This is a genomic window from Corynebacterium sp. 11A, from assembly GCF_008930935.1.
Lineage (GTDB): Bacteria > Actinomycetota > Actinomycetes > Mycobacteriales > Mycobacteriaceae > Corynebacterium > Corynebacterium megadyptis.
Genome location: NZ_PQMR01000002.1, coordinates 180724 through 205542, shown reverse-complemented (window position 1 = coordinate 205542; position 24819 = coordinate 180724). Strand labels below are relative to the sequence as shown.

The 24819-nt window shown below is 63.3% G+C and carries 16 protein-coding genes; 11 read left to right on the top strand and 5 right to left on the bottom strand.

What is annotated here, in order from left to right:
* Positions 1 to 5: 5 nt before the first annotated feature.
* Positions 6 to 1199 carry a trans-acting enoyl reductase family protein gene (locus tag GBB18_RS03440; protein WP_151640764.1) on the bottom strand — a complete coding sequence of 398 codons (1194 nt, stop codon included), beginning with the start codon at positions 1197 to 1199 and terminating at the stop codon, positions 6 to 8.
* Positions 1200 to 1272: 73 nt separating this feature from the next.
* Between GBB18_RS03440 and zomB the strand changes: the two genes are divergently transcribed.
* The 11 genes from zomB to GBB18_RS03385 all read left to right on the top strand — a co-directional run bounded on the left by zomB (position 1273) and on the right by GBB18_RS03385 (position 20241).
* Positions 1273 to 3066, top strand: coding sequence for a flagellar motor control protein ZomB (gene zomB, locus GBB18_RS03435; RefSeq protein WP_192795909.1), 1794 nt, complete (start codon positions 1273 to 1275; stop codon positions 3064 to 3066).
* A 175-nt stretch (positions 3067 to 3241) separates the two neighbouring features.
* Positions 3242 to 5215, top strand: coding sequence for a glycosyltransferase (locus GBB18_RS03430; protein WP_151640763.1), 1974 nt, complete (start codon positions 3242 to 3244; stop codon positions 5213 to 5215).
* Positions 5208 to 5726 carry a phosphatase PAP2 family protein gene (locus tag GBB18_RS03425; RefSeq protein ID WP_151640762.1) on the top strand — a complete coding sequence of 173 codons (519 nt, stop codon included), beginning with the start codon at positions 5208 to 5210 and terminating at the stop codon, positions 5724 to 5726. The genes GBB18_RS03430 and GBB18_RS03425 overlap by 8 nt, the downstream gene beginning before the upstream one ends.
* Positions 5723 to 6733: a decaprenyl-phosphate phosphoribosyltransferase gene (locus GBB18_RS03420; protein ID WP_151640761.1), complete on the top strand. Its 1011-nt coding sequence runs from the start codon at positions 5723 to 5725 to the stop codon at positions 6731 to 6733. Before GBB18_RS03425 ends, GBB18_RS03420 begins: the two co-directional genes overlap by 4 nt.
* 312 nt (positions 6734 to 7045) lie before the next feature.
* Complete coding sequence (locus tag GBB18_RS03415; RefSeq protein WP_151640760.1) at positions 7046 to 8074, top strand: alpha/beta hydrolase family protein; 1029 nt, start codon at positions 7046 to 7048, stop codon at positions 8072 to 8074.
* A gap of 331 nt (positions 8075 to 8405) precedes the next feature.
* On the top strand, positions 8406 to 10331 hold the full coding sequence (locus tag GBB18_RS03410; RefSeq protein WP_192795908.1) for an alpha/beta hydrolase-fold protein: 1926 nt from the start codon (positions 8406 to 8408) through the stop codon (positions 10329 to 10331).
* A 24-nt stretch (positions 10332 to 10355) separates the two neighbouring features.
* Positions 10356 to 10802, top strand: a complete 447-nt coding sequence (locus GBB18_RS03405; RefSeq protein ID WP_192795907.1) for a DUF732 domain-containing protein — start codon at positions 10356 to 10358, stop codon at positions 10800 to 10802.
* A 5-nt stretch (positions 10803 to 10807) separates the two neighbouring features.
* The gene (locus tag GBB18_RS03400; RefSeq protein ID WP_151640758.1) at positions 10808 to 11710 is read left to right on the top strand and encodes a cutinase family protein; all 903 of its coding nucleotides are present in this window, start codon (positions 10808 to 10810) and stop codon (positions 11708 to 11710) included.
* 167 nt (positions 11711 to 11877) lie between these two features.
* Positions 11878 to 13707: a FadD32-like long-chain-fatty-acid--AMP ligase gene (locus GBB18_RS03395; protein ID WP_151640757.1), complete on the top strand. Its 1830-nt coding sequence runs from the start codon at positions 11878 to 11880 to the stop codon at positions 13705 to 13707.
* A 145-nt stretch (positions 13708 to 13852) separates the two neighbouring features.
* The gene (locus GBB18_RS03390; RefSeq protein WP_151640756.1) at positions 13853 to 18673 is read left to right on the top strand and encodes a type I polyketide synthase; all 4821 of its coding nucleotides are present in this window, start codon (positions 13853 to 13855) and stop codon (positions 18671 to 18673) included.
* Between the two features lie 26 nt (positions 18674 to 18699).
* A complete protein-coding gene (locus GBB18_RS03385; RefSeq protein ID WP_151529030.1) occupies positions 18700 to 20241 on the top strand; it encodes an acyl-CoA carboxylase subunit beta in 1542 nt (513 codons plus the stop codon).
* Positions 20242 to 20325: 84 nt separating this feature from the next.
* On the opposite strand, the gene GBB18_RS03380 is transcribed toward GBB18_RS03385, so the two are convergent.
* Genes GBB18_RS03380 through GBB18_RS03365 form a run of 4 tightly spaced genes read right to left on the bottom strand, consistent with a single transcriptional unit; the run spans position 20326 to position 24818 of the window.
* Positions 20326 to 20697 carry a DUF3054 domain-containing protein gene (locus GBB18_RS03380; protein ID WP_151640755.1) on the bottom strand — a complete coding sequence of 124 codons (372 nt, stop codon included), beginning with the start codon at positions 20695 to 20697 and terminating at the stop codon, positions 20326 to 20328.
* A gap of 5 nt (positions 20698 to 20702) precedes the next feature.
* A complete protein-coding gene (locus GBB18_RS03375; RefSeq protein WP_151549411.1) occupies positions 20703 to 21773 on the bottom strand; it encodes a YbhN family protein in 1071 nt (356 codons plus the stop codon).
* On the bottom strand, positions 21773 to 24124 hold the full coding sequence (locus GBB18_RS03370; RefSeq protein WP_151549412.1) for an MMPL family transporter: 2352 nt from the start codon (positions 24122 to 24124) through the stop codon (positions 21773 to 21775). The genes GBB18_RS03375 and GBB18_RS03370 overlap by 1 nt, the downstream gene beginning before the upstream one ends.
* A 28-nt stretch (positions 24125 to 24152) precedes the next feature.
* Positions 24153 to 24818 carry an NYN domain-containing protein gene (locus tag GBB18_RS03365; protein WP_151549413.1) on the bottom strand — a complete coding sequence of 222 codons (666 nt, stop codon included), beginning with the start codon at positions 24816 to 24818 and terminating at the stop codon, positions 24153 to 24155.
* Position 24819: the final 1 nt, after the last annotated feature.

Below are 24819 nucleotides of genomic sequence, written 5' to 3'. Positions count from 1 at the left end.
TCTGTTTATATCTTTCTCTCGTTGGAAGAGGACTCTGGGCGTTGCGCTGCGCTCGCAGGGCATGTGTCGATGTCCATTCCGGCAGCCCGCAGGCGACGGAGCGCGGCCGCACCGCCGCCGGTGGCGGGAGTGAGTACGCCCGCGGTGGCAGGGGAGTCCTCGTCGAGTAGCGAGAGGGCAATCTCACTGATCATCAGCGCGGTGCTGTCATATCCAGGGTCGCGGTCGTGGTGGATCCGCACACTGTGGCCGCTGGCCAGCTCGGTGGTGGTCACCGTGAAGCGCCCTCTGGCGCGCTGCTGCTCGCTGGGGCCTTCACCCGGGGCGGGGAATAGGCGCTGTAGCACCCTCTGCCCCCATTCCCGTTGCGCGAGATAGCTGATCCCGCCCAGCGCCGCGGTGAAGGCGAGCGCTCGCGGTCGTGAGCCGAGATCGTGCACCTCGCTATATCGGAAAGACTCGCCATAGTCGAGGAGCCAAGCCGAACGCCGCACCAGGCGCACGTTATAGCCGGCCATAAAGAACGGCGCGAGGCTTTCCCCGCGTCCCAAACGGGGGCGTGACGACGCTTCCTCGCTGGGTGCCGGTCCGTAGAGCTCATTATTTAACGCATAGGGGTGGCGGGCCGCAGGGCGCCCAGTGCGCAGCGAGTTGAGCATGGAGGCGATGGTGCCGCCAGAGACCCCGCCGACGAGATCGGAGACCACCATCTGCACCGTTCCAAGCTGCCCGCCACAGTGCTCAGCGAGCAGCCAGCAGGCCAGATCGGAGGGCACAGAGTCAAAACCACAGGAGTGGATGATTTTCGCCCCGCGTGCTGCGGCTAAGCCGTCGAGCTCGCGGACACTATCTTGGACAAACTCGGCCTCACCGGATAAATCCACATAGTGTGTGCCGGCTTCGGCGCAGGCGCGCACCAGCGTCCGGCCATAGCGCGCATAGGGGCCGACGGTGGTGATTATCACCCGCGTGCTGCGGGCGAGTTCGGCCATAGCCGCTGTATCGCTGGCATCGGCAATGCGCACGGGCACCTGCGTGTCGCCATAGAGCTCAGTGAGTGTGTGCTCGGAGCGGCCGGCGAAGCACAGCCGGCGGTCACCGCCATGGTCCTGCAGATAGCGGGCTATTATTCGGCCCACAAAACTCGTGGCGCCGAAAAGCACAATGTCGTAGTCGCGGGAGGGGTTAGCGCTGCTCATAGTGTCCATAGACTAACAGCCTCCACCTCCTCTAAGGCGCTGGAGCATCTGGGCGCTGCTAAACTGTGCTGTCATGAGCCGACACCGGCGCCGCCATACCCGCCGCACCCCGCTGGCGCTGTCTACTGCAGCGTCCGCCCTGCTCGTTGCCGTCTTCGCCGTCGTGGGCGGCTGGATGCGCCGCTGGATGAGTGACGATGGCCTCATCGTCTTGCGCACGGTGCGTAATCTTCAGGCGGGCCACGGCCCAGTGTTCAACATTGGCGAGCGTGTGGAGGCCAATACCTCCACACTGTGGCAATACCTTATTTATGTGGGCGGAGTGCTCACCGATGCTCGCCTCGAGATGGTGGCCTTGGCGCTGGCGTTGCTGTTCACCACTGGTGCTGGAGTAATCGGAGTGCTGGCCTCGGCGCGCTACTATCGCGGGGCCACAGTGATCCTGCTGCCCGTGGGCATGCTGGTGTATTTCGCCCTGCCTCCTGCACGCGATTTCGCCACCTCTGGGCTGGAGTGGGGGCTATCTATTTTTTATCTCGCCGTGCTGTGGTGGGTGCTCCTGCGCTGGAGCTTCGATGATATCGCCGCCCCACTCGTCGGTTTTGTCGCCGGAATGAGCTGGCTGGTGCGCCCCGAACTGGCGCTCTACGGCGGGGTCGTGATCATCGTGCTGTTGGTGGGAGCGAAGAGTTGGCGCTCGCGCGGCTTCGTGCTCGCGGCGGCGCTGCCGGTGCCCTTGGCCTATGAGATCTTCCGCATGGGCTACTACGGGGTGCTGGTGCCGCAGACTGCGGTGGCGAAATCCGCCAGTGGGGCGGAATGGGCCTCGGGCCTGAACTATCTCCGCGACTTCAGCCACCCCTATGTGCTGCCGGTGGCCCTAGCGGTTATCTCGCTCATGGCCGGCACGGCTGCCTTGGGCAGTTCCGCCCAGCGCCGGCCGGTGCTCGTCACTGGGGTGTTCGTGGCCTGCGCCTTATTACATGTGCTTTATGTACTGCGGGTCGGCGGTGACTTCATGCATGGCCGCATGCTGCTGCTGCCGCTATTCGCCCTCCTGCTGCCCGCAGCAGTGCTGCCGTTGCGGCTGGAACGCAGCCCCATCGCCCTGGCGCTGGCCGTACAGGCGGTGTTGATCGCCGGCTGGTCTGGCACGGTCGCCTATCGCGGCCATCCATGGGAGATCCCAGAGACGGACTCGGATCTGAACATCGTGGATGAGCGCGGCTTCTACTATGAAACCACTGGCCGCGATCCAAAGACCCAACCGCTGCTTGTGGCCGAGAACTTCCTCACCTTCCCCAATATGCAGGGCTTCCCCGAGGCATTGCAGTTGGCTGAGAACGGGGAAGCGGCCGTCCTCGGTTTGGCCATTAACCCCGAGACCGATGAGCGGCACTGGGTGGCGTATCCCCGGACCATGGGGCAGGGGGATTTTGATCGTTTCCCGCCCACGATTAACTACATCAATCTCGGCATGACCAGCATGAATTCCCCGCTGTCCGTGCGCGTATTGGAGCCGGTGGGCCTAGCTACCCCCTTGGCGGCCCGATCCCCCCGCTTGGAGAGCGAGCGTATCGGCCACGACAAGTTACTCTCCCTGCCTTGGGTGCTGGCCGAGTCCTCCACAGATATCAACCGTCTGCCACCAGGAGTGGATCGCGAGGCCGTCGAGGCCGCTCGCCACGCCCTGTCCACCCCCGAATTTCAGGAGCTGGCCGCCAGTTACCGTGAGCCGATGAGCATGCACCGTTTCTTGGCCAATATCCGTTATGCGTTGAGCGGCAAGAGCATCTTCACGGTGGAGTTCGACCCCTATACCTATAGCGATGTGGCGTCGAGCGGGAAGCCTATCACCTGGAATTAGGATGGCTTGGGGCGTCGCTGTGGCGGCGAGATGGCGTCGATAAGCGCAGGAGAGGGGGTTGATGCCCCTCACATTTTTTCCCGCCACGAGTGTGTGGCGGCGTATAGGCGGGGCGACGACTATCGTTGATGCAGATAAAACGTGCCCGAAGAATCGGAAGGCCTAAGAACTTTTTATGAGTGCTGAAACTAAGTTTCTCGCAGTGGAACAGCTGCAGCGTGTGCTGCTGCCGAAGCGCGGCGAACCCCGTGATGTGCGGATGCTCTATCTGATCGAATCGGAGCAAAACCCTGCACGCGCTCGGTGGGATAGCCGCACCGCAGTGACGATTCCCGAGGGCTGTGAGGTCTCCTTCCAGACCTATTTCAATGCCTTCCCCGCCAGCTACTGGCGTCGCTGGTCCCAGCTGGACTCCGTGGTGCTGCGCCTCGAGATGGACGGCGACGCACGTATCGACGTCTACCGATCCAAGATTGATGGCGCCCGGATCGCCGTCGATGGCGGTCTCAGCGAGGGTGGCGTGATCGAGTTCGAATGCTCCCTCGCCCCCTTTGAGGACGGCGGCTGGCTATGGTTCGACGTCACCAGTGATAGCGAGGTGACCATCACCAAGGCCGGCTGGTACGCCCCCTGTGCCCCGCAACCGCAGGTGATGCCCGATGGCAGCACCGTTGGTCCCTTCGAGCCGCGCGTTACCGTGGGTATTCCCACCTTCAACCGCCCCGCCGATGCCGTGGCCGCCCTCGAGGCCTTGGCCTCTGATCCAGATGTGGATGCGGTGATTGATACCGTCATTATGCCCGATCAGGGTAATAAGCATCCCGCCGATGAGCCCGGTTATGCCGATGCCGTGGCCGCCTTTGGCGATCGTTTCTTCGAGTTCCGCCAAGGCAATCTCGGCGGCTCCGGCGGCTATTCCCGCATCATGTACGAGGCCCTCGGTGGGGCCGACGGCACGGGCGCGGCCGGCGAGAAGAAGTCGCCCTACATCCTCTACATGGATGATGACATCGCCATCGAACCCGACTCGGTGCTGCGCGCCCTGCAGGTGGCCCGCTACGCCACCTCCCCGATCCTCGTGGGCGGGCAGATGCTCAACCTCCAAGAACGCTCCCACCTGCACTCGATGGGCGAGGTGATTGACCGCTCCATCTTCATGTGGACCTCCGCTCCCTTTGTGCACTATGACCACGATTTCGCCAAGAACCCGCTGAGCGATCGCGGCGACTTCGGCGATAAGCCCGGCACACCCCACTCCCGCGACCTGCATCGCCGCATCGATGTGGATTACAACGGCTGGTGGATGTGCATGATTCCGCGCGTGGTGGCCGAGGATATTGGCCAGCCACTGCCGCTGTTTATTAAGTGGGACGACGCCGAGTTCGGCCTGCGCGCCGGAGCCCATGGCTATCCCACCGCCACCTGGCCGGGCGTGGCCATCTGGCATATGGCCTGGTCCGATAAGGACGATGCCATCGACTGGCAGGCCTATTTCCACCTGCGCAATCGCCTGATCGTGGCCGCTTTGAATCATGAGGGGGCGGTGGACGGCATCATCAAGTCCATGCGCAAGGCCACCCTCAAGCACCTCATGTGCTTGGAGTATTCCACCGTGGCGATCCAGAACGAGGCCATGAAGGACTTCTTGGCAGGCCCCGAGCGGCTCTTCGATATCCTCGAGTCCTCACTCCCGCGCATCCAGCAGATCCGCAAGGACTATCCCGATGCCGTGGTGCTACCCACCGCCGCAGAGCTGCCCAAGGCCACCGGCATTCCGGGCGTACCCACCCATGACATCGGCGGTCGTCTCGCACCGTTGAAGAAGGCCGTGTGGCTCGCCAAGGGCATTAAGCACTTACTGTCCAAGGAAAACGACACCCACCACGAGGTGCCGCAGGCCAATCTCTCGCCCCTTGAGGCCCGCTGGTTCTCGCTGTCCCGCGTGGATGGCGCCACCGTGACCACAGCCGATGGCAGGGGAGTGGTGTATCGCAAGCGCGATCGCGCCAAGGCGAAGGCGCTATGGGAGGAATCGCGCAGCCTGCAGAAGGAAGTGGCCGAGCGCTTCGAGGAGCTGCGTACTCTCTACCGGGCGCATCACGAGGTCCTGACCTCGCGCGAGGCCTGGGGGAAGATTTTTGATGAGTAAGGCTGAAGCCGACATCTTGGTGGCCATTCAACGGCGGCTTTTCGATGCCCCTTTGGTGCTTCCTTTCGCCCGCGGCATGTCTTTCTTCGGCGAGCATGCCGCCGGCTGGATGGGCTCTGGGCTGCTGCTTGCTGCCGTTGATCGGCCCCGCCGCGGCCAATGGCTCGGGCTGAGCGCCGCCGCGTTCGGTTCCCATGCCGCGAGCGTCATTATTAAGCGCATCGTCCGGCGGCGACGGCCGCATGATGAGCGAATCCTAATTGGCGTGGGTACTCCCTCGCGCTTAAGCTTCCCTTCGTCGCATTCGACCTCCACCACCGCCGCGCTGGCCTATGCTGCTCATGTCACGGGCTCGCCCGCGCCGCTGGTCGGGGTGCCGCTCATGATGGCCTCGCGACTCGTTCTGGGGGTGCATTATCCCACGGATGTGGCCGCTGGTGCCGCCCTGGGCTGGCTCAGTGCAGAGCTGGTGGACACGCTGCTAGAGGACAAGCTGAAGGAGATAGTATGACGAGCACTGAGGCCCACGATGCTGGTCCCGCGGACCAGGACACCGGCCTGATTGGCTCAGAACCGCACACCCGCGGCTTGGACGTGGGCTCCCAGCATCAGCCGCCCCGCAACCTGCTGGATGGCATGTTCAAGGCCTTGCGCCCGAAGCAGTGGGTGAAAAACGTGCTCGTGGTGGCCGCCCCCTTGGCTGCCGGTGTGGAGGCGTTCACCGTCACCACCTTCCGCGATATCGTGATCGCCTTCGCCGTGTTCTGCATGGCGGCCTCGTCGATCTATCTGGTCAATGACGCCCGCGATGTGGAAGCCGATCGCGAGCACCCCATTAAGCGTTTCCGGCCCATCGCCGCTGGAGTGCTGCCCGTGGGTGTCGCCTATGGCATGGCGCTCGTCCTCATTGGGGGCGCTGTGGGCGTATCGCTGCTGGCGACCTCGGGGACGAACCTCGCCGTGGTGGTGTCTGTGTACATCGTGCTGCAGCTTGGCTACTGCTTTGGGTGGAAGCACCAGCCGGTGATCGATATTGCCTTGGTGTCCTCCGGGTTCATGCTGCGCGCCATGGCGGGCGGTGTGGCCGCAAGCATCGCACTGTCCCAGTGGTTTCTGCTGGTGGCTGCCTTCGGTTCGCTTTTCATGGCCGGTGGCAAGCGTTATGCCGAGTATCTGCTGGCGCAGGAGACTGGAGCAAAGATCCGCAAGTCTCTGCAAGGCTATACCCCCACCTACCTGCGTTTCGTCTGGCAGATGGCGGCTACCGCCGTGATCATCTTCTACGCCCTCTGGGGCTTCCAGATGGCGCAAGCCGCCGATGGCGATGGGGCGGTGTGGTACCAGATCTCTATGGTGCCTTTCACCGTCGCGATCATGCGCTATGCCTCGGATATCGACCGCGGCGAGGGCGGCGCCCCCGATGAGGTGGCCTTGCGGGATCGGCCGCTGCAAACCCTGGCCGTGCTGTGGATACTGTGCATTGTTTTGGCTGTCTACTTAGCACCAGGAACCCTCTAATAGGTGGGGCACGAGACGAGCTCCTACACTTAGCATGAGCTAGGGAAATTATCAGGTAGACGCAGTATACTCCCGATAGCTGCGCCCTTGTGCTCGAGTGTCGCCGGACTAAGGCGGCACTTTTTTCTTGGGTGTTCCCCTTTTTCATGGTGTAGCGTTTAGCTGTGTAACAAATGAGTCACGGTGATCGATTCACACTGTGGACGCGCTACGCCTAGGCCCTGAGCAGGGGCAGGGACGTAGAGCGCCTGGCCGTCACGGGATGTGCTGGGTGTACGAATGACAGAGAGTTAAGAATTTTCTAGGAGAACCATGAATTATGCAGCCTCGCTGCGACGCAGTGGACGCACCATCGCCGCTGTGTTGTTGGCCCTCTGCACAGCGCTCGGCGTCATGGTGGCGACCAGCTCGAATGCCCAGGCCGGTAACCGCGACTGGCTGCGGCCGGACAGCACGGGACATTGCGTGTGGGATGGGAGTAAACACTGGATTCAACGGTGTGATGTCTACTCCGCCGCTATGGGCCGCAACGTTACGGTCCAGATTCAGCCTGCTGGCCGCGGCGGCAATGCGGGCCTGTACATGCTTGATGGCATGCGCGCTCAAGACTCCGCCAATGCGTGGACCTTTGAGACTGCCGCGCCGAGCTTGTTCCTCAATGACAACATCACCCTCGTGATGCCGGTGGGCGGCGCTGGTTCTTTCTACACCGACTGGCATGGCGATGCGACCGTTGATCCCACCAAATACGTGAACTACAAGTGGGACACTTTCCTTTCGAAGGAGCTGCCGGACTACTTGGCTGCTCATTTCGGTGTGGCGCACAACAACAACGCCGTGATCGGCCTGTCCATGGGCGGCACCGCTGCCATGAACTTGGCCGCCAATCACCCGAATCGTTTCCGTCAGGTCGCGTCCTTCTCTGGCTACCTCACCCAGACCCTGCCGGGCATGGAGATTCTCCTTGGCCTCGCCCTGCTTGATGTGGGCGGCTACAACATCATGAACATGTATTCCTCCATGGCGGATCCTCGCCGCGTGGCGGAAGACCCCTTCATGAATATGGATAGGCTGCGGGCCAATGGCACGAATGTCTATATCTCTGCTGCCTCCGGCATCCCGGATATCACCCGCAACTTGCCGCCGAACGTGATCGCTGCTGGCGGCCTGCTGGAGGCCAGCGCCCTTGTATCCACTCGCATGTGGGAAGCCAAGGCCCGCACTGCCGGCCTGAACTTCACCACGAACTTCCCGCTCATCGGTATCCACGATTGGGCACAGTGGAACTTCCAGTTGCACCAGTCCGAGGGCTGGATCTTGGATGGCATGCGCGCCCGCTAAGCCCGCATAGCCACTGCGACATCATCCGCCTCCCTGCACGAGTCACGCTCGGTAGGGAGGCGGTTTTTATATTCCCAGCGTGCGGTTTTACGCTGCTGGTGGCGTGTCGCTGAGCCTAAAGTCTAAAGTTATACTTAAACTTACATTCCAATGCGCACTCCGCGCGCGCCGGAGGAGGGGAACTTCCGGCTCCGCAGTGTGATGAATCCGAGCAGTTCGGCTATCCGTTGGCTCCTCGCAGTCACGTGTGTCGCATTGCATGCTCGCGCTTCCGCTCGCGGGCTATCCACTACTAGCACTAGGTTCCACCACGCCGCTTAAAGGAAAGCACATGTTCAACTCGACTTCTGCTCCTCGCACAGGTTCGTCGCGACGTTCCCTCAAGATTGCGCTCGCAGCTATCCCGACGTCGATCGCTCTTGCCGTCACCGTGCTGCCTCTGCCGCAAGCCCAGGCGCAGACGCCTGGCTCGAGCCTGAGCTCCTCTGGCTTCACCGACTCGCTGCGCCCAGAGGGCACCCCGTCGCGCACTCCGATGCGTACCGAATTTCCCGAGATCAACGGGCTGCCCGAGGGCGTGAGCGTAGCGAAGGTGGAATACCTCAGCGATCGCCACATTAAGATCTATATCAACTCCGCGGCAATGCCGGGCGAGCCGATTCCGGTGCAGGTGCTGTTGGCCCGCGACTGGTACGCCAATCCCGACGCCACCTTCCCCTCGCTCTGGGCGCTCGATGGCATGCGCGCCCGCGATGACGAGTCCGGCTGGACGATCGAAACCGATATCGAGCAGTTCTATGCCGACAAGAACATCAACGTAGTGATGCCGGTAGGTGGCGAGTCCTCCTTCTACTCCGATTGGCTCGAGCCGGACAAGGGCAAGCACTACATGTGGGAGACCTTCCTCACCCAGGAGATGGCTGCGGTGCTCAAGGAGGGCTTCCGCACCAATGATCAGCGTGCCGTTGTGGGCCTGTCGATGGGCGGCACCGGTGCCTTCAACCTGGCACAGCACCGCCCGGATCTCTTCCGCTTCGCCGGATCCTTCTCTGGCTACCTCGACACCACCACGACCGGCATGCCGGAGGCTATTACCGCCGCGATGACGGATGCCGGTGGCTATAACGCCGCCAAGATGTGGGGCCCCTTCTATAGCCAGGCGTGGATTGACCACGATCCCAAGCTGGGTATCGAGGCCATGAAGGACATGAAGGTCTACGTCTCCGCTGGGTCGGGGCGTGCCAGCAACCCCGCCGACCAGCAAAACTACGCCGGTCAGGGGCTTGAGGTGCTCTCGCGCTTGAGCTCCCAGACCTTCGTGAACAAGGCCAAGCAGGCCGATGTGGGCGTGATCGTCCGCTTCCGTGACTCTGGGGTGCACGCATGGCCCTACTGGCAGTTCGAGATGAAAAACGCCTGGCCGCACATCGCCGAGGCACTCGGCATGTCCGAGGAGGATCTCGGCATCGAGTGCATCACCCAGGGCGCCATTGGTGAGGTGACCAAGTCCGGCCGCTGGGGCGACTGCGTCACTAACGAATACCCGGTGGCCGGCGGCGTGGCCCAGGACTTCCGTGATGGCCGCGCCTACTGGTCCGAAAAGACCGGTGCTTGGGTGCTCAACGGCCGCATTAGCGCGCGCTATTCCGAGATCGGTGGCCCCAGCTCCTGGCTGGGCTTCCCGAAGACTCACGAGCGCGCCACCCCGGACAAGGTGGGCCGCTATAACCACTTCGAGAATGGCTCGATCTACTGGACCCCAGATACCGGGGCGGTGGCCGTGCCCGCCGATATTATGCGCGAGTGGGGCGAGGGCGGCTACGAGAGGGGGCGCCTCGGCTACCCGACCGCAGCGCCGGTGCCTGTGGGCGAGGGCCTGATGCAGCAATTCCAGGGCGGCGTTATTGCTCGCACCCCGGATAACCGCACCGTCACCGTGATCGGCGCGATCGCGCAGAAGCTCAAGGATTCCGGACTGGGCGATGCCGGAATCGGCACCCCGATCGCGGCCGAGCGCCTCATCCCCGGCGGCGCCCTGCAGGAGTTCGAGGGCGGCGTGATCTACTGGAGCCCCAAGACCGGTGCCAAGATCATCAAGAATGGCCCGATCCGCGACCACTGGAGCCAGCAGAAGTGGGAGACTGGCCCGCTCGGCTGGCCCACCAGCGATACCGAGGACATCCCGGCTGGTGGGCAGCGCCAGCAATTCGAGGGTGGCACCCTTGAGGCTGTCAACGGCACCATTGTGAAGAAATAAGCGATGAAGGAAGGGCGGACCCCCATGCTGAAGCGTGCGGTTCTATGCGTGGCGGCTCTCTGTGTGCTCTCCGGCTGTGGCTCCTCTACCTCGGAGGCACCCGAGGAGCCCAAGGTAGAGTCTCTGCACCGAGAGCAGTCCACACAGGACAAGGACAAGAAGTCGAGTGAGCCGAGCTCGCCCACCGAGGAGGCCCCGGCGGATCAGAGTGCTCGGGAGATCGAGTCGATCCCAGGCGCCGAGCCGGGAGACCCCAAGGAAGCCGAGTTCTTCGAGGAACTCAAGGGCGTCGATGTCAACGGGGTGGAGGACCAACTGGTGGCCACTGCCCAAGAGGTGTGCGAAGAGGGGCGCGATTCCGTGCTGCTCAATGCCGTCGCGGGACAGCTGGATCAGCAGGGTCGCAGCGAGCTCAACGTCGAGCAGCTGGCGGACCGCATTGCGGATGCCGCCGAGAAGGCGTACTGCTAGAGCTCATGAAGAAGCTCCTCACAATCCTTGCCGTCGTGGTCATGCTCGGCGTCATTCTGGTGGGCGTGGGCGATTGGCTCACGAGTAATCCACACAACTCCGGGCAGCAGGCATCGTCTGATGATGAGGCCGTGGATCCTGACGGTTGCCCCCGTGTGGAGTTCATCTCTGCCCCGGGCACATGGGAGTCGAGCGCGGATGATGACCCCGCGAATCCCACCGCCAATGACCGGTCCTTCATGCTTAGCATCTCGCGGCCTCTCTCCGAGGCCTATAGCGAGCAGGATGTGAAGGTCTGGACGCTGCCTTATACGGCCCAGTTCCGCAATATCAATGCGCTCACTGAGATGAGCTATGACGATTCCCGTACCGAGGGCATTGACCGGCTCAACGCCGAACTAGTGGCCACTCATCAGCAGTGCCCAAACACCGAGTTCATTCTCGCCGGATTTTCCCAGGGTGCCGTGATCGTGGGCGATATCGTCTCCGATATCGGCAATGGCCGCGGCGTGATCCCTGCCGACCGTATCAAGGGCGCGGCGCTCATCGCCGATGGTCGTCGCGAGCCGGGTGTGGGTGTGGTGCCCGGTACTCAGGTCGGCGGAGTGGGCGCGGAGATCGCCCTGCATCCGCTCAACGCTGTGGTGCAGCCTATTGTGCCGGGGGCTACCATGCGGGGCAGCCGCGCTGGGGGCTTCGGCGAGCTCAACGATCGAGTCATGGATGTCTGTGCCCCCGATGATCCGGTCTGCGACGCGCCACGCGATGTGCGGAATGCTCTCGAGCGGGCACGCGCCATGCTGGAGGTCAATGGGGTGCACGCATGGTATGCCCAGAACGAATATGTGGTGCCCGGAACCACCGCTGATAAGTGGACGGTGCAGTGGGCCAAGGATCTTATCGGCTAGTACAAGCGCGGTGGCTCGCGCAGCGGCGATAGGGACGGTACGACCGCCCCTGTGGCCGCTTTTTGAATTTTTGCGCCACAAAGTAATAGTCTGGTAGCCGTACTTGACAATAGTCACATAAGCACCACGCGGACACAGCGCGTGCATCATCGACAGGGGTAATGCCAATGGATCTCAACGCAGTGTTGGGCAAGTTTTTTGATAGTGAAGGCAATATCGTTCTGCCTCCCATGCTGAGCTTGGCGGGGTTGGCCGAGATGTCCTATCAAGCTGGGGCTGCCCAGGGTGATGGCGACCGCGTGTGCCTGAGCTATTGGGACTATAGCGCCAGCCGTGAAGGCGAGCTGGTCACCTACACGCGTTCCCAGATCAACACCCGCATCAAGGCCGTGGCCGCTCGTCTGCAGCAGGTGAGCAAGCGGGGCGATCGGGTGGCCATCATGGCCAATAACAGCCCTGAGTACATCTTTGGTTTCCTTGGGGCGCTCTACGCGGGCACCGTCCCTGTGCCGCTCTATGATCCCAATGAGCCGGGCCACTCCGAGCACCTTCAGGCTGTCTTCGCTGATTGCGAGCCGCGCATTGTGCTCACCAATAAGCGCACTGCAGCAGCCGTGCGTGGCTTCTTTGCCGAGCTGCCCGGCAGTGAGCGCCCGCGCGTGCTCACTGTGGACGCGCTGCCAGATTCCACGGCCGCGAAATACGTCAACCCCATGTCCGATCCGCAGGCCATGGCCGCCCGCGCGATGCTGCCGCTGGATATGCCGGCTTTTCTGCAGTACACCTCCGGCTCCACCCGCACTCCGGCGGGTGTGGTGCTGAGCAACCGCTCCATCATCACGAATGTGCTGCAAATCTTCCGCGCCGTGGACATTAAGTTCCCGCTGCGCCTGTCCACCTGGCTGCCTCTGCACCACGACATGGGCATCATTTTGGCTATCTTCGTGACCATTCTGGGCCTGCCCCAGGAGCTGATGTCTCCCCGCGATTTCGTGCAGCGCCCCTCCCGCTGGCTCAACCAGCTCAACCGCCGCGAGGGCGATCAGCACGTCTACACGGTAGCCCCCAACTTCGCCTTGGAGCTGGCTGCCCGCTACCCCGAAGGGGCAGAGGATCTGGACCTCTCCGCTGTTGAGGGCCTGATCTGTGGCTCCGAGCCGGTCACTGAGGCCGCCGTGGAGGCCTTCCTTGGCACCTTCGAGGCGCAGGGCTTCCGCCGTTCGGCGCTGCGCCCCTCCTATGGTTTGGCCGAGGCATCACTCATGGTCACCACACCGCAGAGCGGGAATCGCCCAGTGATCAGCCACTTCGATCGTCAAGCCCTGTCTGAGGGGCGCGCAGAGATCCGCGAGAAGTCGGAGACCACCGTGGCATTTGCCTCCAATGGCGAGGCCGTGCCCACTCAGCTCTGCACCATCGTGGACCCCGAGACCCGCACCGAGCTGCCTGATGGTCAGATCGGCGAGATCTGGGCGCACGGTGACAACATGGCCCAAGGCTATTTGGATCGCCCCGATGAGACTGTTGCCACCTTCCGCAATAAGCTGGCCGCGAAACTCGACGATTCCCGCGTGCCCACCGCTCCAGAGGACGGCTACTGGATGGCCACCGGCGACTTGGGCGTGATGTTCGAGGGCGAGCTTTATATCACCGGCCGACTCAAGGACCTCATCGTGATTGCGGGCCGTAACCACTACCCGCAGGACATTGAATACACGGTGGCGTCGGCAAGCGAGCATGTGCGACCCAACTGCGTGGCTGCCTTCGCCATCGAGGGAGATGACGTGGAGAAGCTCGTGATTCTCGCGGAGCGCGATCTCTCGGCCGGGGAAGAAGGCGATGAGCAGGCTATCCAGGATATCCGCGCTGCCGTGGTGCAGGGCCATGGCGTGCAGCCGCACGAGGTACGCATCCTGCCGCCGGAGGGCATCGCCCGTTCTTCGAGCGGAAAGATTGCGCGCAAGGTGAGCCAGCGCCAGTATCTAGCAACTATTTAGTAACATAACGGTAACGGCCGCATTCTGGCGGCTTCTCTCCGCGGGTATCGCGGCGAACGCTGTTACTGTGGCCCTCCACCGGGATTCAGTGTGTTCCACCGGATCATGGGTGTGAGGGCCGTTTTCTGTCGTAGTTAGGTGAGTTGTGAACGAGAACCAGGGTCAAGGTCCTACCTCCGTGAACGAGCTGTCGGCGTGGCTGACACGCTGGGTAGCCGAGAACACTGAGCTATCCGTGGACGACGTGGACGTGGATACGCCCATGCAATCGTTCGGGCTCTCCTCCCGCGATGTGGTGATTCTTTCCGGCGAGCTGGAGAATCTCACTGGGGTGCAGCTCGACGCCACGGTCGCGTATCAGCACCCCACCATTCGGGCGCTGGCGGAGTTCGTCTACGGCGGTGGGGCACACGCCCCGGCCCCAGGCTCCGCCCAGACCGCGTCGCACCCGCAGGGCGGCATGCTCACCCGCGGCATGCACGATATCGCCATTGTCGGTGTGGCTGCTCGTATGCCGGGCGCGCCCTCTGCGGCGGAGATGTGGGAGCGGGTAGTCGACGGCGAGGTAATGACCGGCGAACTGCCGCTGGGCCGCTGGTCCGAGTACGCCGCCGATGAGGTCACCCAGGCTCGCTTGAGCAAGGTGCCCACCACGGGCGGCTACCTCGATGACATTCAGAGCTTCGACGCCGAGTTTTTTGGCTTGTCTCCCGTGGAGGCCGCCAACATGGACCCTCAGCAGCGCCTCACCCTCGAACTCACGTGGGAGGCGCTGGAGCATGCCGGTATTCCCGCGAACACGCTGCGCGGCACCCGAACCGGCGTGTACATGGGTTCCTCCAATAATGACTACGGAATGCTGGTTTCCGCCGACCCCAATGAGATGCACCCCTATGCGCTCACCGGCACGGCCAGCTCCATCGTCCCGAACCGCGTCTCTTATGCCTTCGATTTTCACGGCCCCTCGGTGAGCGTGGACACTGCATGTTCCTCCTCGCTGGTCGCTGTGCACCAAGCGGTGCGCGATTTGCGCGCCGGGGAAGCCGATACTGCCATCGCTGGCGGTGTGAACGTGTTGGCTGCGCCCTTTGTCTCTATCGCCTTCGGCGAGCTGGGCGTGATCTCGGAAGAAGGGATCAAAGCCTTCTCCGATGACGCCAAGGGCATCGTTCGCTCCGATGGGGCGGGGGTGCTGGTGCTCAAGCGTGTCGACGACGCGCTCGCAGCAGGTGATTCCATTCTGGCCGTGATCAAGGGGTCGGCGGTGAACTCTGATGGCCGCTCGAATGGGCTGACCGCCCCGAACCCCGAGGCCCAGGTGGATGTGCTGCGTCGCGCCTATGCCGATGCCCAGGTGGATCCGGCCGCAGTGGATTATGTGGAGGCCCACGGCACCGGCACCATCCTCGGTGATCCCATCGAGGCTCAGGCCCTCGGCGCGGTATTAGGCGCGCAGCGCGGCAGCGCCGAACCGCTGCTGCTGGGCTCCGCCAAGACCAACTTTGGTCATACCGAGTCCGCGGCGGGTGCTGCGGGCATGATCAAAGTGGTGCTGAGCATGATGCACGATACGGTGCCACCACTGGCAGGCTTTAGCTCGCCGAACCGCTATATCAACTTTGAGGCCGATCATCTCGAAGCCGTAGAGGATCCGAGGGAATGGCCCGAGTACTCCGGCCGCAAACTGGCCGGCGTGTCTGGTTTTGGTTTCGGCGGCACCAACGCTCATGTGGTGGTCTCTGAGTTCCTCGCCTCGGATTATGAGCAGCCGCGCCCCGTCCAGGAGCCGCAGCTCGGCGGCGAGGGCGCTCTGGTGACCGTTTCCGGGCTGGTGCCCTCTCGCCGCAAGGCGGCCGCCGCGGCCTTGGTGGAGTGGATGGAGGACCATCCGGAAGCCACACCGGTGGAGATTTCTCGCGCCACCGCCAAGCGCAATCACGGCCGCTCCCGTGCCGCTGTGGTGGCTCAGGATCGCGAGGAATTGCAGAAGCGACTGAGCCTGGTCGCTGAAGGCAAGAAGTCGCACGGTATCGCCGTGGCGGACGCCCCCGCTCAGAACGGTCCGGTCTTCGTCTACTCCGGTTTTGGTTCGCAGCATCGTAAGATGGCCAAGGATCTTTTTACCTCCTCTTCGGTGTTTGCTGCGCGTATCCGCGAGCTGGATCAGATCATTCGTTTCGAATCCGGGTGGTCGCTCGAGGAGCACATCCTCAACGACGAGCTCACCTATGACACCGAGACCGCGCAGGTGGGCATCACCGCCATCCAGATCGCGCTCACCGACTACATGGCTGAGCTGGGGGTTAGCCCAGCGGCCGTGATGGGTATGTCCATGGGCGAGATCGCCGCAGCCTATGCTGCCGGTGGCCTCAGCGCCGCCGATGCCATGCTGATCGCCTGCCACCGCTCCCGTCTCATGGGCGAGGGCGAGCGTTCCCTGCCCGAGGACGAGCTCGGCGCCATGGCCTTGGTGGAGACCGCCTCCGATGATCTCCCCGAAGGGATCGAGCCGGCCGTCTATGCCGGCCCCGGCATGACCACCGTGGGTGGGCCGCGTGCGGCAGTGACCGCCTTCGTGGAGCAGCTGGAGTCCGAGGGTAAATTCGCCCGCCTGCTCAACGTCAAGGGCGCCGGACACACCAGTGCGCTGGACCCGATCTTGGGCGAGCTCTATGCAGAGATCGCCCCCATCGAGCCGCAGCCGATATCCATCCCGCTGTTCAGCTCGGTGGAGCGCGGCCGCGTCTACACCCCGGGCGAGGTAGTGCACGGTGCCGACTACTGGGTCACCTGCACCCGCCACTCGGTGTGGTTCCAGGACGCCACCGAGCAGGCTTTTGCGCATGGCTACGAGACCCTCGTGGAGATCTCTCCGAACCCAGTCGCGCTCATGCCGATGATGAATACTGCCTTCTCGGTCGCGAAACCGGACGCGCAGCTATTGTTCCTGCTCAAACGCAAGGTTCCGGCAGAGGATTCGCTGCGTGAGACCCTCGCCAAGCTCTATGTTCAGGGCCAGCCGGTGAATGCCGCAGTGCTCTTCGGCGATGGCCCTTGCGCGGAGCTTCCCACCATGCGCTGGAAGAAGCAGCGCTATTGGACGGCCGCCCGTCCGGCCGGTGGTTCTCCGCAGCTGCCCGGCTCCAAGGTGGTTCTTCCCGACGGGACGGTCGCTTTTTCCACCCAGGCGGATCTAGTTCCCAGCTCCCATGCGCTTATCGACGCCGCCGCCCAGGCCCTCCTGCCCGGTGCCGAGGTAGTGCTCGTCGAGGACCGCAACCCCTTAGCGCCCACCGGCGAGATCACCACTACGGCCTCCACCTCCCTTGGTGGCGTGGATGTGCGCGTCTATGCCATCTCCGGCAGGGAGAGCACGTTGGTGGCGGAGGGCTTCGCCGCAGCCCCGAGCATCGCTGGGGCAGCCACCGGCGGCCCCGCCCCAGCGGCAGCGGCTGGCGACGCGAGTGCGGCCACCCCAGCCCCCATGGTGGATGAGGCGGAATTCGGTGTGCAGGTCTGGGACCCCACCTCTGGGGAAACCGTGGAGGAGCGACTGCGCATGATCGTCTCGGAGTCGATGGGTTATGACCTTGAAGATCTGCCCGCCGAGCTGCCCCTGATCGATCTCGGCCTCGATTCCCTCATGGGTATGCGCATCAAGAATCGCATCGAGCACGATTTCCAGATCCCGCCGCTGCAGGTGCAGGCGCTGCGCGATGCCTCCGTGGCCGATGTGGTGCAGATCGTCACCGAGAAGGTGAACAGCCGCGACACCGCAGCAGAGTCTGCGGCGGCTACGGCAGCACCCGCGGCCGAGCCGGAGACCTCCCAGCCGGAGGCTGCCGCGCCAGAGGGCGACGTCGATAAGCGACCCGGCGAGGAGGGCAACGGCGTGGGCGTGGCCCCGCGTGATGCCTCGGAGCGTCTCGTCTTTGCTACCTGGGCCACCATCACGGGCCGGGCGGCGCGGGGTGTGACGAGCGCGCTGCCGGAGATCAGCGAGGAGCAGGCGGAACAGATGGCGGCTCGACTCACTGAGCGGTGCGGCGTGGACGTGTCTGCGGATGCGGTGCGCGCGGCCGAGAGCCTCGAAACGCTGGCCAACCTGGTGCGCGAGGGGCTCGAAACCGAGGTGGAGGGCACTATTCGGGTGCTGCGGGAACGCCCCGAGGGCTCCACATCCCCGACGCTGTTCATGTTCCACCCGGCCGGTGGTTCCTCGGTGGTGTACCAGCCGCTGATGCGGCGCCTGCCGGAGGAGGTTCCGGTCTATGGCGTGGAGCGGCTCGAGGGAAGTTTCGCGGAGCGCGCCGCGGCATACGTGGACGATATCGTTGCCCGGGCGGATGGCCACCCGATTGTGCTGGGCGGCTGGAGCTTCGGCGGGGCGCTGGCCATGGAGGTCGCCCGCCAGCTGCAGGGCACGGCGAATGAGCCCAAGCTGGTGGCGCTATTGGACACGGTGCAGCCCTCGGAGAAGGTGCCGGATACCCTGGAGGAGACCAAGGCGCGCTGGGGTCGCTATGCGGCCTTTGCCAAGAAAACCTATGGCATCGACTTCCCCATGCCCTATGACTTGCTGGAGTCCGCCGGCGAGGAGGCGCTGCTGGGAATGCTCACGGAATTCCTTGCCACCACCGATGCCAGCGAGCATGGTTTGAGCGCCGGGGTGCTGGAGCATCAGCGGGCCAGCTTTGTGGATAACCGCATCCTCGATCAGGTGGATTTCCACACCTGGGCGGAGGTGCAGTGCCCGGTGGTGCTCTTCCGCGCGGAACGGATGCACGATGGCGCAATCGAGTTAGAGCCACGATACGCGTCGATTGACGAAGACGGCGGCTGGTCGAGTATCGTGGATGAGTTAGAAATTGTGCACCTCAAGGGCGATCACCTCGCAGTGGTGGATGAGCCCGAGATTGCAAAGGTGGGCTCGTATCTGAGCCGCCGCATAGTTGAACTCGAGTAGCAAGAGGATAAACGATAGTGAATCCGATGACCACGGCTGAGAAGCTCGCTGATCTGCGCCAACGCTTGGAAAAAGCGCAGGATCCCGGCAGTGAGCGTTCTCGCCGTAAGCGCGACGAGGCAGGTTTGACCACGCCGCGCCAGCGCATCGCTCGGTTGCTGGATGCTGGCTCCTTCGTGGAGGTTGGCGCCTTGGGCCGCACCCCAGACGAGGCGGATGCTCCCTACTCGGACGGCGTGGTCACCGGCTATGGCCGCATTGATGGCCGCACCGTGGCGATCTACGCCCACGATAAGACCGTCTATGGCGGTTCGGTGGGCGTGACCTTCGGGCGCAAGGTGTGCGAGATCATGGACATGGCCATCAAGATTGGCTGCCCAGTGATTGGCATTCAGGATTCCGGCGGCGCCCGCATTCAGGATGCCGTGACCTCGCTGGCCATGTACTCCGAGATTGCCCGCCGCCAAATGCCGCTCTCGGGCCGTTCCCCGCAGATCTCCATCATGATGGGCAAGTGCGCCGGCGGCGCCGTCTATGCCCCCGTCACCACCGACTTCGTGGTGGCGGTGGAGGATCGTGCCGAAATGTATGTCACCGGCCCCGCAGTGATCAAGGAGGTCACCGGCGAGGAGATAACCTCCGCCGAGCTGGGTGGTGCCCGCGAGCAGGAGCTCAACGGCAATGTCTCCTATGTGGCGTCCTCGGAAGACGAGGCCTTCGCCTATGTGCAGGATCTCATGGCGCATCTACCCATGACCTGCTTCGATGAGGCGCCGGAGTTCTGGGCGCCCGCCGATGAGGATGTGGCCCAGGCCAGCGAGCTCGATCTGTTTATGCCGGATGATACGAACGCCGGCTACAACATGCAGGATTTGCTGCCGAAGCTGCTCGATAGCGATGATGTGCTGGAGATTCAGGAGAATTTCGCGCCCAATATCATCACCGCCTTCGGCCGTATCGATGGCAAGTCGGTGGGCATTGTGGCCAATAATCCGCTGCACTATGCGGGCTGTATTGATGCCGATGCCTCCGATAAGGCCACCCGCTTCATCCGCATTTGCGATGCCTACAATGTCCCGCTGCTCTTCGTGGTGGATACCCCCGGCTACCTGCCCGGGGTGCAGCAGGAGAAGGTGGGCTTGATCCACCGTGGCGCCAAGCTGCCTTTCGCATTGGTGGAGGCCAGCGTGCCCAAGGTCTCGCTGATCGTGCGCAAGGCCTATGGCGGCGCCTATGCGGCGATGGGGTCGAAGAACCTTTCCGGCGATATCAACCTTGCCTGGCCCACCGCCCAGATCGCGGTGATGGGTGCGGCCGCCGCGGCCGTGATGATTCAGGGCAAGAAGCTGGCGCAGATGCCGGAGGAGCAGCGCGCCTATATGAAGAAGCTGTTCATGGACTTCTACGACGAGAACATGACCAGCCCCTATGTGGCGGCTGAGCGTGGCTATGTGGATGCCATGATTGAACCTAATACCACCCGCGTGGCGCTGCGCCAGGCTTTCCGCCAGCTCGCTACAAAGCAGGTGGAGGATCTGCCCAAGAAGCACACCATTATTCCGATGTAGCAGGGCGCTTATCGACGCCCACTCGCACCCCATCTCCCGTGAAGTCAGGGAGGTGGGGTGCCTGCGTTACGGTGTCGCTGGGTGCTAGATGGCGGCGTTGCCTTTCTGCATGCGGGCTGCCACTAGGCGCCAGCCGAGCAGCAGCACCAGCGACATCAGCGAGGCGACGATGATGAAAGACCAGTGCGGTAGCGCGCCGTGGCGCAGCCCCCAGATCCCCAGCCCGGCGATGACGCTGCACAGCCACACGCTGATGCCGGCGGGGGCGATGCGCCATGGCTCCAGCGCGGCGAGATAGATGACGCCCCATGCCAGGAGGGCGCCGATGAGGAAGGGCCAGGCGGTATCAGCTACCCCGGCGGCACTGAGCGGCATCGTGTCGCTCTGGTGGGCGATACGGGCAAGGAGAGCAAAGAGAACGATGGCGAGGACATCGCCGAGAAAATATCGAGCCATAGGCTCTAATCTACTGACCCACCCGCAGGATCGGCATTTTGCTCGCGGGCCACGGGGTCCTGGTGTTCTTTCACCTCGGGACGCGGGTGGAGCCCACGGCTGGAGAAGCCGAAGAAGTAGATGATCCAACCAAGGATGGTGATGAGCCCGAGACTGATGAGTCGGTAAATAAACACCGCGGAGAAGGCCTGGGCGGCGGTCATACCGGTGGCCACGAGCGTGCCCATCATGGCCGCTTCCACCGGCCCGAGGCCGCCGGGGGTGACCTGCACGGTGCCGGCGATCTTGGCGGTCACGAAAGCGAGCGCGATGCCGGCAATGGTGGTTTTGTTTTCACCTCCATAGATATCGGGCAGCTGATAGGTGACCGCCCATACCGCCCCGACGAGGGTGACAATATCGAAGATCCAGTTGAGGAAGGACATGCTGGCCGCGTAGAGGAAGGTGCCGAAACCCATGTGGGCGGCCTTGAGCTGATCGATGTGATGGTTAATTGCTAGCGATGTCCGGGAGCTCAGCGGCCGGAGGAGACGCTTGAGCGTATCGGGGTTGGAGGAGGCCCAATAGGTGAGTGCGGACAGCGCCAGCAGCACCGCCAGCGTGAGCAGCAAAGACCCAAGCGACAGCGAGGCGCCGAGGAAGATAATGGCGATCACGCCGAGCGCCACCAGCCACAGCGTGGACAGGGTGGAGGAGAGCACCAAGAACCAGGTGCTGATGGCGGGGCCCGCGCCCCAGCTATTCATGATTTGATACTGCAGCACCGTGGCAAAAGCCGGCCCACCGGGAAAGGAGGTGGACCAGGCATTGGAGCCGAAGGTGAGGGCATTGGCTTGGAGCCGGGACGCTTGTACCTTCCCGGCCCGCATAAACACATACATCACTTCGGCCATGGCCACGAGGGCCAGAATGGAGCTGATAATGGCCAGGGCCATGCCGCGGCCGGCCATATCGTCGAGCTCCATGAAGCCTTCCGCGATAAAGGGCAGCTTATCGCGGAAGATAATGAGCACGATCCCGAGCACCACCAGCGGGAACAGCCAACGAACCCAAGGGTTGCGCAGGATCTGCAGCATTAGTCTCCCTTCGTCGCGGACCCGCGACCATGCTTGCCCTGTTGTTCTCTCTCGAGGCGGGCCATGAGGTCATGGAAGGGGATGAGTTGATTATTGTCCTCGGCGGGGGTGCCGCTACGCACTGTGAGATCCTCGGGATAGACCTCGACGCTGCTGGGCTCCTCCGCCTCAGCGTAGTCGCTCTGCTGCGCAGTGGTGGGTGCCACGGCGGCGAGCGGCTCAGTGCCGTGGCCGACGAATTCGGAGGCCCGCTTCACCCAGCGCGGCGCCCACCAGCAGTCCTCGCGCAGCAGGTGCATGACAGCGGGCACGAGGAACATGCGCACGATGGTGGCGTCGAGAAGCAATGCAGCGATCATGCCGAAGGCGATGTACTTCATCATCACAATGTCCGAGAAGCCGAAGGCGCCGCAGACCACGATCATGATGAGCGCCGCGGCCGTAATGATGGAGCCGGTGTGGGCGGTGCCATAGCGGATCGCCTGGTCGGTGGTGGCGCCGCGTTTGCGGGATTCCACCATGCGGGAGACCAAGAAGACCTCATAGTCGGTGGACAGGCCGTAGACGATGGCGGAGATGAGCACCAGGATCGGGCTCATCAGCGGGCCCGGGGTGAAGTTGAAGAAATCGGCGCCGAGGCCATCGACGAACATCCAAGTGAGCACACCCAAGGTGGTGCCGAGGGTGAGGATGGTCATGATCACGGCCTTGGCGGGCAGGATGACCGAACCGAAGACGATGCTCATGAGAATGAAGGTGGCGGCGATGATATACACCGCCATCCACGGCAGTCGATCAAAGAGCGCCTCGATGGATTCGATCTCGAGGGCCGGGGTGCCGCCGATGTAGAGATCCACGCCTTCGGGGGGATCAATATCGCGGAGTTGATCCACCACGGCTTTGTTCTGTGAACGGTTCTCAATACCGGCCGAGAGGACAGTAGTGCCGTTCTCGGTGGGGGAGGAGGGCGTAAAGCGCCCCGTGAGTCCCTCCACCTGGTTGGCCTGCTGGTAGATATTCACCAGCGCGGCATTATCGGCGCCGGTCACCACCAGTTTGATGGGTTCGGTGCGGTACTGCGGGAAGTTCTGGTCAAAGCTGGCCTGGGTCTGGCGCACATCGTTGGTTGGCGGCAGATAGGTTTCGTTGATGCCGCCGAAGCTTACCCCGCCCAAGGGGATAGTGAGGGCGATGAGCAGTGCGGTGATGCCGAAGGTCACCATCTTGGCGCGCTTCATGGACCAGCCGGCTATGCGCGCCCACACCGAGGTTTCGATGTCCTCTTTCTTCTTGGACACCGAGCGCACCCGCAACTTGTTGATGTTGGGGCCGAGCATGCCGAAGATCGAGGGCAGCACCGTGATGGAGAGCACCGCCGCCAGCCCCACAGCGGAGATAGCACCATAGGCGATGGACTTGAGGAAGGCCTGGGGAAAGACCAGCAGACCCGACAGAGCCACCGCCACCATGGCCGCGGAGAACACCACGGTCTGCCCAGCAGTGGCGGTGGTGATGGCCACCGCGGAGCGGACATCGCGGCCGGCATCCAATTCCTCGCGGAAGCGGGAGACCATGAACAGCCCATAGTCGATGGCTAGCCCCAACCCGAGCAGGGTCACCACGGACATGGCAAACACGTTCACCTGTGTAAATTCGGCAAGCACGCTGAGCACGCCCAGCGAGCCGAAGATGGAGAGAATACCCACGATCAGCGGCATGACCGCGGCGATGAGAGAACCGAAGACGATGAGCAGCAACAAGCCCACTAGGGGCAGTGCCACCAGCTCGGCGCGTTTGATATCGCCGGCCATGCCCTTATCGAGGGCATCGGCGATGGCCGTGGCGCCGGCCACCTCTACGCGGACATCGTCGTTGAGCATGTGCGCCGGCGGGGTGAAGTCCTCGCCCACGGCGCGGAAATCCTTTAGGGTTTGTTCCCCATCGCCCTGCAAACCGATGGCCGCGAAGGCCAGGCGCTTATCGGCCGTGGCCAGCTGGCCATTGCGGTTATCGAAGTAGCTGGTGATATGCGAAATCTGCCCGGAATGCTGCTCCTGCAGGCGGGCGAGGAAATCGCGGGCCTGCTCCACCGTGGCGGGATCGTCTAGGGGGCGATCGCGTGTGGATTCGAAGAGCAGGATCACATCGCCGTTATTGTCGCGGCCGAAGGTGTCCAGCTCGATCTGGGCAGCCTGGGTTGAGCTGGAGCCGGGATCATCCCAGCCCTCCTGGCTCATCCGGTCCTCCAGCTTGGTGCCGGCCAGCGCGTAGAGCGCAAGGATCACCAGCACGATCACCGCTGGGACGATGCGCCGGAAACGATAGGACAGCAGTCCCCACTTGTAGAACATGGTGTAGCTCCTCGTCTATCCCCGCGGCCTAGTGCGGCTTGGAATTCAGCAGCGCACGCAGCGGACGGAAGGGCAGCAGCCACGCGCCGTCCTCGGGCAGGTTGTCCAAGGTGATGCGCGGCAAGGGCTCGAGGAAGACGCCGTCAATGTCCTCGAGATCAACGAAACGCAGTGACTCCGAGGCGGTCGCCCACGAGCAGTGCTCGTGGAAGCCCAGCACGGTCACCGGCACCCCGGTGGCGGCGATCCGCTCGAGAGTGTCGTGGAAGTTGCGGCCATCGGCGCTCGCCACCACCAGGCCCTTGAGCACGCCCTCTGCTTCTCGACGCTCAATATGGCGGATCATATCGGGATCCACATCGGAATCCTCCGCCGTTTTGGGCTTCGCGAATACCGCGAAACCCATATTGCGCATCGCATCCACCCACGGACGCACGGCCTCGGCGGCGTCGGGGGAGACATTGGTGAAGACGGTGGCCTCAGGATCGATGGCCGGGTCGATGGCGGCGGCCTCGTTGATCAGCCAGCGGCCCACCGCGTCGAAGCGGGGGCGCTGGGCCCCGGAAGGACGGCCGCCGAGCAGGGCACCGAGCCCCATATCGAGGTTCGGGCCGTCCCACACCAGCAACATATTGGCCGGGCCGATGCGTCCCGAATCGTCATAGCGGTGGTGCAGTTCCACGAAATCACTCATG

What these genes read in the sequence shown, in the direction of transcription:
- GBB18_RS03440 (WP_151640764.1), bottom strand. Translation starts at nt 1,199, where the DNA reads ATGAGCAGCGCTAACCCCTCCCGCGACTACGACATTGTGCTTTTCGGC.
- zomB (WP_192795909.1), top strand. Translation starts at nt 1,273, where the DNA reads ATGAGCCGACACCGGCGCCGCCATACCCGCCGCACCCCGCTGGCGCTG.
- GBB18_RS03430 (WP_151640763.1), top strand. Translation starts at nt 3,242, where the DNA reads ATGAGTGCTGAAACTAAGTTTCTCGCAGTGGAACAGCTGCAGCGTGTG.
- GBB18_RS03425 (WP_151640762.1), top strand. Translation starts at nt 5,208, where the DNA reads ATGAGTAAGGCTGAAGCCGACATCTTGGTGGCCATTCAACGGCGGCTT.
- GBB18_RS03420 (WP_151640761.1), top strand. Translation starts at nt 5,723, where the DNA reads ATGACGAGCACTGAGGCCCACGATGCTGGTCCCGCGGACCAGGACACC.
- GBB18_RS03415 (WP_151640760.1), top strand. Translation starts at nt 7,046, where the DNA reads ATGAATTATGCAGCCTCGCTGCGACGCAGTGGACGCACCATCGCCGCT.
- GBB18_RS03410 (WP_192795908.1), top strand. Translation starts at nt 8,406, where the DNA reads ATGTTCAACTCGACTTCTGCTCCTCGCACAGGTTCGTCGCGACGTTCC.
- GBB18_RS03405 (WP_192795907.1), top strand. Translation starts at nt 10,356, where the DNA reads ATGCTGAAGCGTGCGGTTCTATGCGTGGCGGCTCTCTGTGTGCTCTCC.
- GBB18_RS03400 (WP_151640758.1), top strand. Translation starts at nt 10,808, where the DNA reads ATGAAGAAGCTCCTCACAATCCTTGCCGTCGTGGTCATGCTCGGCGTC.
- GBB18_RS03395 (WP_151640757.1), top strand. Translation starts at nt 11,878, where the DNA reads ATGGATCTCAACGCAGTGTTGGGCAAGTTTTTTGATAGTGAAGGCAAT.
- GBB18_RS03385 (WP_151529030.1), top strand. Translation starts at nt 18,700, where the DNA reads ATGACCACGGCTGAGAAGCTCGCTGATCTGCGCCAACGCTTGGAAAAA.
- GBB18_RS03380 (WP_151640755.1), bottom strand. Translation starts at nt 20,697, where the DNA reads ATGGCTCGATATTTTCTCGGCGATGTCCTCGCCATCGTTCTCTTTGCT.
- GBB18_RS03375 (WP_151549411.1), bottom strand. Translation starts at nt 21,773, where the DNA reads ATGCTGCAGATCCTGCGCAACCCTTGGGTTCGTTGGCTGTTCCCGCTG.
- GBB18_RS03370 (WP_151549412.1), bottom strand. Translation starts at nt 24,124, where the DNA reads ATGTTCTACAAGTGGGGACTGCTGTCCTATCGTTTCCGGCGCATCGTC.
- GBB18_RS03365 (WP_151549413.1), bottom strand. Translation starts at nt 24,818, where the DNA reads ATGAGTGATTTCGTGGAACTGCACCACCGCTATGACGATTCGGGACGC.